This window comes from Brakhagea baltica (genome assembly GCF_052161605.1).
Lineage (GTDB): Bacteria > Planctomycetota > Planctomycetia > Pirellulales > Pirellulaceae > JBKCUI01.
Window position 1 is genome coordinate 521,886 of the sequence record NZ_CP197409.1, and the last position, 14,507, is coordinate 536,392.

The following is a 14,507-nucleotide window of genomic DNA, read 5'->3' on the forward strand; positions in this document are numbered from 1 at the left end:
GTGCATCACGTCCAGAATCAGGCCTTGTTTATGAATATTCGTAGCGGCGATCGCTCTCGCTATCACTCGATCAAGAAAACTGCGTTCACCTTAGTCGAGCTTCTGGTTGTGATCGCGATAATCGGACTCCTCGTGAGTCTGCTCTTGCCGGCAGTACAAGCCGCCCGCGAAGCAGCCCGCATGACGCAATGCAAAAACAACTTGAAGCAGATTTCGCTTGCCACCGATTTGTTCCACAGCGCCCACAACTATTATCCTCCGGCCCGCTTTCAGCCACGACCGGGTGATGATTTCGCGTACGCTTGCGGGGGAGAGGAGACCACTTGGTTGGTTCGCATCATGCCTTATCTCGAAGCTTCTAATTTAGAACAACGCTGGGATTATACGATCCCTTATGCTGACCATGACGAGTTCACTCGGTCGACAACGCTGCCCGTTTACTGTTGCCCGTCCAGACGAGGAGTTAGCGATGCGATTGGCGTGGGCACCATCGTTGGCGGTCAAACCGTTTGGATTACCTTGCCATGTGGTTGTCGGGTTCCCATAGGTGGAGGTGCAGATCTAAGTTTATCGGGTGCTGTTGGAGACTACGGAGGAAATCATGGAGACATGACACCTGGAAGTGCAGGTTTGCCGACTGATTTCAACTATGGTGGCAATGGGACGGGGATTATCATCTCGGTGAGAGCGCGATGTCGAGATGGCGTTCCTCGTTCGCCTCAGGATCGCGTCAAAATGGCGAGTGTAACAGACGGTTTGAGCAACACCATTCTGTCGGGTGAAATGCACGTGCCGCTTGGCCGCCTTGGGGCCTCCCCCTTCGACGCGTTCATTTTTAATGGCGATCATGTGTTCAATACTGGTCGGCTTGGTGGGCCAACGATGCCGATCAGCAAGAACCCGCGAGGAGATTCGGAAGATTTAGTTCGCTGGGGTAGTTGGCATACCGGTGTCTGCAATTTTGCATTTGCTGACGGAAGCGTGCGAACTCTCAGCGTTCACATTGACACAGAGACTCTCGGCTACATGTCGAACCGAGCTGATGGCCAAATTGTTCGTGACGTTGAGTAAGGTTTTTTCATTTGATGATGCAATCTAATCCGGTTAGAACGGTCGAGCCTTCTCCCGTTCCGTTCCCTTGCAAGATTCTTTGCCTCGTGTTTGCTGTGGCGATCCTTTCTTCCGCCAACGGTTGCAATCGGGGGCCAAGAATCGTAACGGCTGAGGGAATCGTGCAGTTCGAGGATGGAACTCCGGTCGTCGTGGGAACTGTTGAGACCAAGTCGCTGAAGTACGACGGTCTCCAGGCGGCGGGCAAAATTCAGCGAGACGGATCGTTCAAACTTACGACCTTTGTTAACGGTGATGGTGCTGCGGTTGGAGAACATCAATGCGTGATAGTGCAATTCGTTATGGCTGAGGGCTTAACGGGGCATAAACCAAGCACACAAGGGGTGGTCAATCCTAAGCACGCGAGTTATGCCTCGTCCGGTTTACTAATTAACATCCCTGACGAGGGCACGAAATCGCTCAAGATTGTCGTTACAGGCGTGCCTAAATTACCAGGCGAACGCCAACATACCGATCATAAAAATGGCGAGGAGCCAGCAGAAGGTGGTTTGGGCCGCTAACAACGCAGCTTATCACGGATGAAAGTTACTGTTTTAGAATATCTTTGCGGTGGCGGTTTAATGCTGCCAGATCCCTCAACGCAATCGTCGATTGCCGACAATGAGCTAGGGCCGCTGCTCCGCGAAGGAGAGGTGATGTGGAGGGCATTGGTAGACGATCTTATGCTTGGCGGACATGACGTTGTCTCCCTTTTGGACCGGCGTCTTGAGAATCGTTTTCGGCCTCTTGGTGCCAAGATCGACGGTGGAAGCCTCGATCTAATAACGTTCGATGAGCGACGAAGTCTTAATTGTAATTGGGAAGAAGCTTGCGACGGCGCCGACCGCGTGGTCGTTATAGCCCCCGAGATAGACGGGCATCTGTTGGATATAGTCGAGAATGTAAGGCGAAAGCGACACGTTGTCGTGGCATCGTCGTCCTACTTCCTAAAAACGGCGAGCGATAAATGGCTCACGTACAAAGCGTTAGGGCAACATATATCGCAGCCACGAACGACAACCGGAGATCAGATCAGAAACGGTTGGCCGGATGGTTGGCCTGAAAGTTCGTCATCGGGGTGGGTGCTGAAGCCAAGGGACGGTGCAGGCTGTAGCGGAATCTTCAGGTGTAAAGAAGAAAGAACTCTAAAAGAACACATTGCAAGGCTCGACGAACCAAGCAAATGGATTGTTCAGGAGTGGATCGAGGGACGGCATTGCAGCGCGGCTGTCATCATCGACGAGAACGGAACCATCACATTCCTCGGCGGTACCGAGCAAATGATTGAGATGGATGACACAACTCCGAAATACGTTGGGGCAAAGGGACCACTCCGAGGCGCATCGGTCGAGGGGCTTGCAGATTGGTGCAATCGCATACTATCTTTGCTACCTGGGGCCTTCGGATGGGTAGGTTTCGATTACATCGAGGTCCCGAGTTCGTGCGGCGAAGCGCCCGAGCGTGTCTTGATCGAAATCAACCCTCGGTTGACGACAAGCTATCTCCTCTATCGACAACTCCTTGGTCCCCGATTAGGCGATGGAGTGATCGGTTTACCCGTTGTTGAGATCATTAAGCACGAACCAAACAACGAAGAGCAGTGGGTAGTCCGCGTTGAAGATTGAATCAATGGCTTCAACGCGGCGCGATGATCTCATCCGATCCCTGCCCGTAGTGGTTGTTTCTCGATCTAGTCAGCCAACCTAGACAGCCAGCCTATGCAGTTGCCCTAGGTTGCCGCTGCCACTTCTGGCTCATCGGCTTGTACCCCTTTTTGGTACACCGTGTAGACATAAATCGGAATCTCTAAGTCACCGAGTTGGGAATCGACAACCACCTTGACGTCATCCCAGCTCAGTCCACCGACCCCAGTCGCTAGGGCAGGAATCGCCAAGCTGGTGATGCCCTCTGTCTCAATAGCGTGCCGGAGGTTACGCAAGGCATGGTTGACATTAGCGACCGTTGCTTTGCCTGGCCGGGAACCATGTCCATGGTCACCTTCTTGAGTCATCAAGTTGAAAATCCGAGCTCCACCTGTCCCGCCCCACATCCAGACTTCACCCGGCTTCGGATGGGATTGGTGCGCGTAGTGCCGAAAATCCTTTGCCATGGATGGCCAGCGCTCTCTGAGAGCCAAGGCTAAACCGGAATCAAAGTGATCATTCGGAGCGACACCGTGCGCAATAGCTTGAGCTCGTGTCAGCAGGATGTCACCAGTCACTTCGTACAACATATACACTCATCTCCGTTCTTAACGTTGGTCATGATTCCCGACTTTGGGGCTCATTTCAATAGCTACCCGGATGGTATGCGAACGCCGTGCCAACCCACGTGGGTAAAACTTAATGTCGATAATTCTTTGGCTTTTCGGGGAAGTCGTCTTGGCTTCCAGAGCGAGAATGTCCGCTGTTGTGACCAACAGTGTGCGGATTCTGCACGCCATCGACAAAAAGTTGGAGCTTCTGGGGTGACGAATGATTCCGCTAGAGTTCACACTTACGGCAGAGGGTTGCGAACATAAGGCCGAGTGCACGAACTAATCGCTACAAACGTAAAGGGTGAACATAGTCGTAAAGGCGGGATGTGGATAGCCGCAGATTGCAGCCCGGCGGGCCCAAGGAATCTGCGTGAGTGTCAACTCAAGGTTACGGTATTGGGCCGTGAAATCGGCAAACCAGTCCGTTCTTAACCAATCCTTAACATGCTCAAAGATAACCTAGTTCGATCAATCTTGGTGGGGTTGTGGGGAGTTGTCACGCTCGTGTGTTTCCTGGCGATCTTGCCCAGCATTGGTAGAGACGCCACATACCCACAGGACCTTGTTCCCAGTTGGCCTGAGTCAAGCGCGATTGAGAAAAGCAACCGAACGCCACATCTGCTGGTTTTCGTTCATCCGTTTTGTCCATGCACCCGAGCGACTCTCATGAATCTTGATTACGCTGTTTCCTCTAAGAATTTGAAAGTAACCATTGTTCAACTGAGTTCGATCCGTTTTGAAAACATTCATACCCCACTGGCTAAGATTGAAGAAGTGACTCACGGTCGTGGATGGGATTTAGTATTCGACACCGACGGCGCAGAAGCACGAAAATTTGGGGTGGCAACATCCGGCGAGTGTCTGCTCTTCGCACCTTCTGGACAGTTGGTCTTCTCGGGCGGAGTGACCGCTATGCGTGGTCACATCGGCAGGAACAAACCGCTTTCGTCTCTGATGGCACACATAGATTCGCTCGAGGGAGATTTGCTCCAGAGAAGATTGCAGCCAGCACTTTTGAATACGTTCACTGTTGACCAATCCAAAGAAAAAATCGACATCTTCCCGACATTCGGCTGCCCGCTCTTCTGCGAGGACGTGTGCCGTTAATCTTCATCATCTTTTCTGAACAACGAACCTTAACATCGAAATTCAAAATGATACCTTCAAGCACAGAAATTAAACTCCGCGAGGCTAAGCTTGTGGAGGAACGTGAAAACGACAACATGTCCGTCATCAATAAAGGGATGGCATGGGCGCTTCTCATTCAGGGGATCATCGCCGTTGGTCTGTCGTATTTCCTTTCTCCGTTGACTTGGAAGGGGTGGGAGAACGAGACGCATCCCCACGTATGGCTATCCATTGCAGCTTCGGTATTTCTTGGCGTGGGGCCTGCCTTTTTGGCGTGGCGAGAATCAAGATGGAAAGGCACACAGTATGTAGTAGCTGCCGCGCAGCTGCTTTTCTCAGCCGTTTTTATTCACGTAACCGGCGGACGAATCGAAACCCACTTCCACGTGTTTGCCTCCATCGGCGTTCTGGCAATCTATAAAAACCCGTATGTGCTTTTGGTTGCTACCGGAGTCACAGCAGCAGACCACCTGTTGCGAGGGATATTTTGGTCGCAGTCCATCTATGGCGTTTCATCCTTTGAGATCTTCAGAACAATTGAACACGCAGGATGGGCCATCATCGAGGTTATCGGACTCATGTTTGGGATCTTCCGGTCTCGAGCACAAACCCGAGAGCTCGCTAGACAAGAAGTGGCTCAAGATATGGAGCGAATGAAATTACAAAAATCGTTGGAGAGCATTAGTCCATGGCTCACGAGGGCATCCGAAGGGGACTTGAGACAAGTCAGTGTGGACGTCGAGGACGAGCTGGTCAAAGACCTTGCCAATGATCTGGCGTCCACGCTATCGCAGTGGTCCAAGGTGGTGAGTGAAGTCGTAACAACCGTTGGCGATACGACCAACTGCTCAAGAACAGTTTCCCACGGTTCGCAACAGGTGACTGACGGTATTCGCAGACAAGAGTCGGCATTTCAAGAAATACAAAACGAAATCCGCGAACTACTGAGATCTATCGAATCGATCCGTTCCCTGACGCTGGATGTGGGGGCTGACTTTAAAGCTGCATCCGTGCGGGCTCAAGAAGGAAAGGTCGCACTTCAAGACTCCGATTCTGCCATGGGATTGATCAAAACTAGTGCTGACCAAATCGAACGCTCTGTCATCGAGATTCAAGAAATCGCGGCACAAACCAATTTGCTCGCGCTCAACGCGACGATCGAGGCCAGTCGAGCTGGGGAAGCTGGTCGCGGGTTCGCCGTTGTGGCAGCCGAGGTCAAGGAACTCGCGAAGCGCTCTAACGAAGCAGCAGAGCAGATTGCCGGGCTCATTCAGGAATCGACTCAACGAGTCCGGGAAGGAGTTGTTGCAGGAGAGAAAACCGCCGCAAGTTTCGACAACATTTTCAAAGCAGTTAACTCTGTCCAAGAAAAAGTGGATCGAATCATCGAATACACGTCCGAACAGGTGAAAAACGCAGAATCGGTCGAGTCGAGCATCGCTAGTGCCGCCTCGATCAACTCTGAGAATCTTTCGGTGAGCCAGTCCCTCGAGAACAGAAGCCAAACCATCGATAAGCTCGCCAAAAAGCTCGAGGTTTCCGTTGGGCACTTTCAATGTGACCATTAAAGAAACCATGGATCTCTAACCCGCGTTCAAGACCCAATTAGACCTAGCCTTTCGCTAGGTCATTTGGTAGCAAACTGAAACGGAGATTGAGCGCGTTCGCACCTCAATCTCCGTTATCGCTTTTCGTTACCACGATCGACCGATTACGACGACGTTACTTGGGATCCAGATTCATGGCCAAGTCCGCTTCCGATACGCTGGATGCGACGCCATTCTCTGGAACATCGACTTTGGTGACCCATAGTAATGCATTGAGAACTAACTTGCGGAACTGATCGTTTCCAAAGTTCTTATGGAAATGGCCACCCGTAAATCCGACGCCGCGCGAGCCGTTTTCGTTCTCAGTACACCACATCAAATGTTCGGCACGACCCTTGGCATCCTGGATGTGCTGATACGGGCCCCGTGGATAAACATAGGGACCGTCGCGGGTCTCATCGGTGGGTTTGGCAGTTAGGATCGGTGTCACATTCTTCATGTCCTGCCGAAAACGCATGTTAAAGTACCACTCATCCAAAATGGAGAACGGTTCCACCCCATTAGTGATCGGATGCTCTGGAAAACTGTCAAATTTGGCGACCCACATCGGATTGCAGGAGTACTCGTGCTCATAGCAACCTCCAATCCAATCACGGAAGACGTCTCCCGTCGGACCTTTCGGGACCTCGACCCCAAAGTGCAAGCAGAACAAACCGGTACCACGATCCAATAATCCTCCGACTTTCTTCAATCGCTCTTCAGGGATCAGAGGGTGTCCACCGCCACCATCAGCGAAACACAGAATGCCATCCGCATCATCCAGAATGGAGTCATCCTTGGGATAGCCATTCAACACGAAAGCAGTCTCCAAGCCATCAACGATAGCAAGGCATTTCTGAAAGAGTTGAACTCCGGCATTGTGTTCGTGGCAACCAGGAGGGTGGCTGGGGCGGCCTGCGATCATGACCAATTTGCGAGGCTTTGCGATAGGCGACGAAAAAGCGTGCCTAGCCGCAGCAGTCGAAGCCGCCAAGGCGGCCGTTGTAGCGATAAAGTTTCTACGAGAGGTAATCATAGGTTTTCCCAAGCAAGAAAATCGTTCAGTCCGGATGCGATCGGCAAATGATTGTGCAGATCATGCCTCGTTATTGTATTCGGAAATCTTGTAATCGTGCCTTTTGCGTCCCGTCAGAATGAAAATTTTCTTGCGCTAGCCACAGCTGCATCATGGCTCCTATAGCAGGCCACTCTCCATCGAGCATAGAAAACCAGGCTGTATCGCGATTCTGATCCTTCACAACCATATGCTGCCGAAAGATTCCTTCAAAGGTAAATCCAAACCGAAGAGCCGCTCTTCTCGAAGCCACATTCTCCGCGTTGCACTTCCACTCCAATCGCCGATAACCGAGCCCGTCGAATACGTATTTTGCCATCAGGTAAAATGCTTCGGTAGCGACCCGCGTCCTTGCAATGCTAGCCCCCCAGAGAATATTGCCCATTTCTATAACTCCATTTTGCGCATCGATTCGCATCAGACTTTGCCGCCCCCCACATCGAGCCGAACCAAGATCGATGACCGAGTAATACAGGGGATCTTTCGTGTTCCTATTGGTTTCGAACCATTGCTCAAATTCGGTTCTCGATTGAGGCCTAACGGACAAAAAACGATACCGCTCTTCCGCACCTGGTCCCATGGATGCTGCGAATAAATCGTCCCTGTGTTGGAGCAGCATCGGCACGAGCTGGCAATAGGTACCCGTGAGTGTTTCCGCTCGGGGAATCGGACATCCTCGCCAGTTCAGCTCATGGCTCATGTCGGACCTTTTTCTTCGCGCGGCCACAAAAGTAAAAACGCGATCAGCCCCAGCAACGGTGCCCAACCCAACAGTGCGATATTCCAGTCGTATGTACCAGTCTTGTCCACGACCCATCCAAATAATTTTTGTGTCGGTGCTGAGAATAGCCAGCCCAAGCAGGAGAGTAGCCCCGTGATTCGCCCCATGTGAGTCGCAGAATACTCCTGGGTAAAAGAATAGTAACAAGGAAACACGCCCAACGACCCCGCCCCCACCAACAAAAGCACAGCCAGAAGTAAGTAGCTCTGCGGCAGGAACGCTGCTACGGTACTTAGCGCTGCTAGCAACGAACAAATCACATAGACCGTCACGCGGCTTTGGTGTACCCCCACCCCCAACTTGACAAGAAATGCTGCACCGAGCCCCGCTGCGATACACCCGACATCCGTCGCTATGTAATAGACCGAGTTAAAGTACAATGCTGTTGACTCTGGATAGTCACGCCCTTTCTGCAGAAACATGGGCAGCCAAGCACGAATCAATTGCCAGGACGTGTTTATGCAAACCACCATGGCTGCTAACGCCCAAAATCGTCGGTCTAGCAATAGATCACTTAGCCAGGCTAGCCCAGCTCGATCCGCAGGCCCGGCTGTGACATCTCCCCCAATTGGATTTGGTTCCGATGGTTTAACGTCACGATCCAAGTCTTTCTTTCCCACAATTCGGAACCAGAACACCACCCAGAGTAAACCCGAAGCACCGATGACAATAAACGGCAATCGCCAAACCGATTCGTCCTCTGATTCCCGCACCATGAACTGGATGATAAGCGGAGTGATAATCGCTCCGATCGACGCCCCACTTTGAAGAATGCTGTTGCCGAGAACACGCTCCTTGCTAGACAAAATTCGCTGCGTCACGACCAGGGCGCACGGCCAATGCCCCGCTTCAAAGAATCCGAGCAAGCCTCGACAAACGAGTAAAGAATAATAACCAGTCGCAAAACCTGTGAGCACGCCGACCAGCGACCAGCCGGTTAAGGCCAGAGGGTAAAGCCAACGTACGGAAACTCGGTCGACTAAGTACCCGAAAAATAAAGAACCTAGGGCAAAGGCGACCCCGAACACGAACTCGATATCGCCATACTGTTCACTGGATAGTCCGAATTGTTCTCTTATACGGACCGCTAGATTCGCCAATGTCTGACGGTCCATGTAGTTGATCATCGTGGCAAGGAGGAGCAGAAAACTGACCCACCATTGCCATTGCGGAGATCTCACGGTTTGAGCTCACCGCTTTTATAACGAGCCCAATATCGATCCAACTCCGATTTAATCATCCCGCTCATGATGAAGACCCCAAGCAAATTGGGGATCGACATGGACAGAATAAGCATATCGCTAAAGTTTAGAATATTGGTTGGTGAAACAACCGAGCCCAGAAAGGTGAACGTTAGAAAAAGAACTTTGTAGAACAACGAGGACTTTTGTCCAAACAAAGAAACAAAACATCGTTCTCCGTAGTAAGACCAGGATACGCAGGTCGAATAGGCAAAAAGAAATACCGCCAGATAGAGAACGTATTTGAACCAAGCGAAGGTCGGATTTTGAGTGAATGCCGCTAGGGTAATGCTCGGGCCTTGGCTGTCTGCGGCCCACTGTAGTACCTCTGGCTGATTGTAAATGCCGGTCACGATGATGGTGAGAGCGGTCAATGTACAAACGACGATCGTATCGATGAAAGGCTCGAGCAATGCAACCATCCCTTCGCTGACCGGCTCTTCAGTACGAGCGGCGGAGTGCGCAATGGCGGCAGAACCAGCCCCGGCCTCGTTGGAGAATACCGCCCGCTTGATACCTAGTACCAACACCCCAAGGAATCCACCATAGATACCATCCGGTGTGAAAGCACCCTTGAAAATCAATCCGATCGCAGGGATCAACTTGTCAGAGTTCAAACCGAGGATGGTGAAGCAAATCATCATGTATGCAACACACATAAAGGGAACCACCCGGCCAGCAAAGTTCCCAATCGATTTGATTCCCCCAATAATCACAACGCCAACCAACACCACCATCAATAGTCCGTAAATCCATGGATAATCGATCAAAAACGAGAACGCAGGCTCGGTTTTCAAAGCGTTGAGCGATTGAACAATTTGGAATGAGTTTCCGCCGCCAAAGGAACCACCGATGCAGAGAATAGTGAAAACGATGCCCAGCACCGTTCCTAATGGCCCTAAACCGATACGCGACAATCCCTCCTTCAAATAAACCATCGGGCCCCCTAGGATGCGTCCTTCCTCGTCGGTTTTACGGTACATGACGGCCAGTGTGCATTCGGCAAACTTGCTCGTCATCCCAAGAAACCCGGCGACTATCATCCAAAATGTTGCACCCGGGCCTCCCATACCAATAGCGATGGCGACACCCGCGATATTGCCCAAACCAACCGTTCCAGACAGAGCTGACGAGAGTGCTTGGAAATGGGAAACGTCACCTTTGTGGTCTTCCTTGTCATAGACCCCTCTAACCAACTGAATGGCATGAGAAAAACCACGCAAATTCACAAAGGACATTCGAATGGTAAGAAACACACCACCGATCAAAAGCCACACCACTACGAACGGAACGCTTGTTCCCAACCAGCCCTTGCGCGTCACCTTCTCGCCGGACTCATTCACGTAGGTTTTGTCACCGGTTCCGAAATCAAAGAACAAGACAGCTTCCATGGGACCGACGAGCAGTTTGCCAAACAAACTATCGACGTTAGCGATCCAGTCGTCGGTCGGTACTGCCGGTTCATCGGCAGCTACGGCCGGATCGCTGGGGGCATCGGGAGCAACCTGCTGATCCGCCTGATCAACGCTCAGCGTATCAACATTTGATGTACCTGGTTCCTGTGCGATCGTTCGAGAGGAGCTCCCAACTGCTCCAATGACTCCCCAACCAATCAAAAACGCAAGAAGAAATAAAGAGGAGCGACTCCAGCTTGCAAAACTTCGGTCAGCCCCGAATAAACGAACACGCGCCATGGATGAACTCGTACTAGGGTAAGATGCAGGGTAACAGCGGGAGGATGAATTCTGTATGCTACACAACCGAGTTCAATACGCCACCATATTGGAGTCAAAACGGGCTGCTAAAATCCAGATTTCTGCGTATCATCTTGGCGGAGCAAACCCCTCGGTTGCCTAATCGCCATATCTTTACCTAAGAAAAAAAGCCGATTCCTGATATGTCCTCATCCCACCCCTGGGTCGCTAAAAGAACGCTTTCCTTCGATTCCAGCGGAATCCGAAAAGTTTTTGCCCTGGCTGCGAAGCTGAAAAACCCAATCAACCTGTCGATCGGTCAACCGGATTTTGATGTTCCGCAGCCGATCCGGTTCTCGGCCATCGAAGCGATCGAATCTGGCAAAAACGCTTACTCCCCCACACAAGGCGTCCAGCCTCTCCTGGACAAGCTTCAAAAGTCGGTCGACCTCAAATTCGCACACAAAGACCGCAAGGTCTTCGTGAGCTCGGGTACCAGCGGTGGGCTAGTGCTGACCATGTTGAGCTTGGTCGATCCAGGCGACGAGGTGATCGTTTTCGATCCCTACTTCGTGATGTACGTGCCTCTGATCCAACTCGTGGGCGGAAAACCGGTGTTGATCGACACCTATCCCGATTTCAAGATCGACGTCGATAAAGTTCGCGCCGCGATTACCGATCGCACCAAACTGGTTATCTTCAACTCCCCTGCTAACCCGACAGGAGTCACTGCGTCCGTGGAAGAAATCGAGGCTCTAGCCAAACTATGCCGTGAAAAGAACATTGCACTGATTTCCGATGAGATCTACAGCCGTTTTCATTTCGATACTCCCATGCGTTCCCCCGCAGAATTCAACGAAGACACCATCGTTATCGATGGCTTTTCCAAGAGCCATGCTATGACAGGATGGCGGCTCGGTTGGGTGCATGGTCCAGAAGAGATCATGCAGACCATGCAGAAGATTCAACAGTATTCTTTCGTGTGCGCACCGACTCCGTTCCAATGGGTCGCTCTGGCCGCAATGGATTTCGACATGACGCAGCACTACCGTAACTATGCTCAAAAGCGAGATCGTATCGTAAAAGGGCTTAGCGGATTCTACGATTTCGTCGTGCCCGGCGGTGCCTTCTACATTTTCCCAAAGGCACCAGGGGGGAATGCGACCGCGTTTGTCGAGAAGTGCATCGAACGAGAACTGCTTGTGATACCGGGCAATATCTTCTCGCAACGAGATACCCACTTCCGAATCTCCTTTGCAGCCAGTGACGAGACTCTCGATCGCGGGATCAAAGTCCTTCGGCAACTTTCTGTCGATATGCGGTAGGGCTGATGAGGCTCAGGAACACTATTCTAGCCGCGGGTTAAAGGAAAGATGCCGCAGGCTTGCCCTGCGGAGCTTTACGTTCCTCAGAGTGTGCCACCCAGGAATTGATACACCCGAACTAAACGCCTGTCTCGATTAGAGACCTGCCGGGCTACCTAAGCTTTCACCATTTCGCTAGGCGAGCGCTAACCGGTGCCTTGAATTCCGCCGACGTCATCGATGGATGTTTTGGGTGGGGGGCGGAGCTCGGCAAATAAAAAAAGCTGACCGAGGTGGCCAGCTTTTCTTGTGCGTTCTTCGAAACTAATTCAGTATCAGTCCTTAGTTCTTGACTTCGAACTCGGCGTCGATGGCATCATCGTCGCCCGACGCTTTGGCTCCAGTCGATGCTGCGTCTGCTGCACCCGCTGGCTGTGCCCCAAGGGTCGAACGGAATGCCTGTGCGGCTTGTTCGAGCTCAGAGGTCGCTGCCTTGATCGCCACCACGTCGCCGGTCGCAATCGCCTCTCGAACCTTCTTGATCGCCAAATCCAAAGGCTCTCTATCCGATGCTGACAGCTTGTCACCTTGCTCGGTCATCATCTTCTCAAGCGTGTGGATCATGTTTTCAGCGAGGTTCTTGGCTTCTGCCAACTCCACGAATTTCTTGTCCTCGTCGGCATGGAGTTCCGCTTCGCGACGCATGCGCTCGATTTCGTCCTTGCTCAGGCCGCTTGACTGCTCAATCTTGACGCTCGCTTGCTTGCTAGACTTCAAATCCTTAGCCGATACGTTGAGGATACCGTTTTGATCGATGTCAAACTTGACTTCGATTTGCGGTACACCGCGAGGCTGGGCTTCGATGCCTTCCAAGTTGAATTGGCCGAGCAAGCGGTTTTGGCTTGCCATCTTGCGTTCTCCTTGGAAAACGCTCACCGTTACTGCGGTCTGCCCATCGGCTGCGGTCGAGAAGACTTGCTTCTTTTCCACGGGGATAGTCGTGTTCCGCTCGATCAACGCGGTGAGAACACCACCCTCGGTTTCAATTCCCAAGGTCAGCGGGGTCACGTCGAGAAGCAGAACGTCTTTGCGGTCGCCGGACAGCACGCTTCCTTGGATGGCGGCACCCACAGCAACGACTTCGTCTGGGTTGACTCCTTGGTGAGGTTCCTTGCCAAAAATATCTTTTACGAGCTGGCGAACCTTGGGGACGCGGGTCGATCCACCGACCAAAACGACTTCGTCGATGTCGGAGGGGCTCATCTTGGCATCGCGGAGTGCTTGCATGACAGGCTCACGGCATCGCTCGACCAACGAATCGACAAGCGATTCGAACGTGCTGCGGGTGATGGTCATCTGCAAGTGCTTAGGACCAGTCGCATCTGCGGTGATGAACGGAAGATTGATGTCCGTTTGAGGTAGCGAGCTGAGCTCCTTCTTGGCCTTTTCGCATGCTTCTTGGAGTCTTTGCAAAGACATCGGCTCTTTTCGGAGGTCGATGCCATTGTCCTTCTGGAACTGGTTGGCAACATGGTTCACCAAGGCTTGGTCAAAGTCGTCACCACCTAAGTGCGTATCGCCGCTGGTGCTGATCACCTCGAACACCTTGCTGGTGCTATCGTCGCCACTCATGGCCACTTCGAGAACAGACACGTCAAAGGTACCGCCACCTAAATCGAACACGATGATCTTTTGATCTTTTTTCTTATCTAGACCGTAAGCTAGAGCGGCTGCCGTCGGTTCGTTGATGATCCGAGCAACTTCGAGACCAGCGATTTGGCCAGCGTCCTTGGTCGCTTGTCGTTGTGCATCGTTAAAGTAAGCGGGCACGGTGATAACCGCCTTGGAGACCCGATGCCCGAGATAGGCTTCTGCGGCTTCCTTAAGCTTTCGCAGAACCTTGGCCGAGATTTCCTGCGGGGTAAATTGCTGGTCGCCGATTTGAACCTTGACGTACTCATTGGCACCGCCGACTACTTGGTAAGGAACAATCTTTTCCTCGGATTCCACCTCCGAGTGCCGACGCCCCATAAACCGCTTGGCAGAGTAAACGGTGCGACGAGGGTTCGTAACCGCTTGCCGACGTGCGGGCTCCCCTACGATGGTTTCGCTTTTATCAGTGAAAGCGACCACGCTGGGGGTCAAGCGATTTCCCTCGGCGTTTGGAATCACCTTTACCTCGGTGCCTTCCATAACGGCAACCACGGAGTTGGTGGTGCCCAAGTCGATTCCAATAATCTTCTCACCGGATGCCATAAGTGATTCCTCTTCGCTACGATAGGATGGTTTAGTAAAGTAATCCTGTACTCACGACGAAAATTTCAAATTCGC

Annotated in this window: 12 protein-coding genes; 6 read left to right on the forward strand and 6 right to left on the reverse strand. The window is 52.0% G+C overall.

Annotated elements, in window-relative coordinates:
- Positions 1-30 precede the first annotated feature (30 nt).
- Genes SH449x_RS02055 through SH449x_RS02065 form a run of 3 tightly spaced genes read left to right on the forward strand, consistent with a single transcriptional unit; the run spans position 31 to position 2,735 of the window.
- On the forward strand, positions 31-1,071 hold the full coding sequence (locus SH449x_RS02055; protein ID WP_482379655.1) for a DUF1559 family PulG-like putative transporter: 1,041 nt from the start codon (positions 31-33) through the stop codon (positions 1,069-1,071).
- Between the two features lie 14 nt (positions 1,072-1,085).
- Positions 1,086-1,631: a hypothetical protein gene (locus tag SH449x_RS02060; RefSeq protein ID WP_482379656.1), complete on the forward strand. Its 546-nt coding sequence runs from the start codon at positions 1,086-1,088 to the stop codon at positions 1,629-1,631.
- Between the two features lie 18 nt (positions 1,632-1,649).
- Positions 1,650-2,735 (forward strand): ATP-grasp domain-containing protein, encoded by a 1,086-nt coding sequence (locus SH449x_RS02065; RefSeq protein WP_482379657.1) that lies wholly within the window; start codon positions 1,650-1,652, stop codon positions 2,733-2,735.
- A 104-nt stretch (positions 2,736-2,839) separates the two neighbouring features.
- On the opposite strand, the gene SH449x_RS02070 is transcribed toward SH449x_RS02065, so the two are convergent.
- Positions 2,840-3,343 carry a macro domain-containing protein gene (locus SH449x_RS02070; protein WP_482379658.1) on the reverse strand — a complete coding sequence of 168 codons (504 nt, stop codon included), beginning with the start codon at positions 3,341-3,343 and terminating at the stop codon, positions 2,840-2,842.
- Positions 3,344-3,811: 468 nt separating this feature from the next.
- On the opposite strand from SH449x_RS02070, the gene SH449x_RS02075 reads away from it, so the two are divergent.
- Complete coding sequence (locus SH449x_RS02075) at positions 3,812-4,474, forward strand: hypothetical protein (RefSeq protein WP_482379659.1); 663 nt, start codon at positions 3,812-3,814, stop codon at positions 4,472-4,474.
- Between the two features lie 47 nt (positions 4,475-4,521).
- Entirely contained in the window at positions 4,522-6,063 is a 1,542-nt protein-coding gene (locus SH449x_RS02080; protein ID WP_482379660.1) for a methyl-accepting chemotaxis protein, read from the forward strand.
- A 154-nt stretch (positions 6,064-6,217) separates the two neighbouring features.
- Here the strand turns inward: SH449x_RS02080 and SH449x_RS02085 are convergent, their stop codons facing one another.
- From SH449x_RS02085 to SH449x_RS02100, 4 genes are all read right to left on the reverse strand, one after another.
- Positions 6,218-7,117 carry a ThuA domain-containing protein gene (locus SH449x_RS02085; RefSeq protein WP_482379661.1) on the reverse strand — a complete coding sequence of 300 codons (900 nt, stop codon included), beginning with the start codon at positions 7,115-7,117 and terminating at the stop codon, positions 6,218-6,220.
- Between the two features lie 70 nt (positions 7,118-7,187).
- The gene (locus SH449x_RS02090; RefSeq protein WP_482379662.1) at positions 7,188-7,856 is read right to left on the reverse strand and encodes a GNAT family N-acetyltransferase; all 669 of its coding nucleotides are present in this window, start codon (positions 7,854-7,856) and stop codon (positions 7,188-7,190) included.
- The gene (locus SH449x_RS02095) at positions 7,853-9,118 is read right to left on the reverse strand and encodes an MFS transporter (RefSeq protein WP_482379663.1); all 1,266 of its coding nucleotides are present in this window, start codon (positions 9,116-9,118) and stop codon (positions 7,853-7,855) included. The genes SH449x_RS02090 and SH449x_RS02095 overlap by 4 nt, the downstream gene beginning before the upstream one ends.
- On the reverse strand, positions 9,115-10,872 hold the full coding sequence (locus SH449x_RS02100) for an alanine/glycine:cation symporter family protein (RefSeq protein ID WP_482379664.1): 1,758 nt from the start codon (positions 10,870-10,872) through the stop codon (positions 9,115-9,117). Before SH449x_RS02100 ends, SH449x_RS02095 begins: the two co-directional genes overlap by 4 nt.
- Positions 10,873-11,075: 203 nt before the next feature.
- On the opposite strand from SH449x_RS02100, the gene SH449x_RS02105 reads away from it, so the two are divergent.
- Positions 11,076-12,197, forward strand: a complete 1,122-nt coding sequence (locus tag SH449x_RS02105; RefSeq protein ID WP_482379665.1) for a pyridoxal phosphate-dependent aminotransferase — start codon at positions 11,076-11,078, stop codon at positions 12,195-12,197.
- Positions 12,198-12,518: 321 nt separating this feature from the next.
- Here SH449x_RS02105 and dnaK read toward each other — a convergent pair whose 3' ends face one another.
- Positions 12,519-14,432, reverse strand: a complete 1,914-nt coding sequence (dnaK, locus tag SH449x_RS02110; RefSeq protein ID WP_482379666.1) for a molecular chaperone DnaK — start codon at positions 14,430-14,432, stop codon at positions 12,519-12,521.
- Positions 14,433-14,507 lie beyond the last annotated feature (75 nt).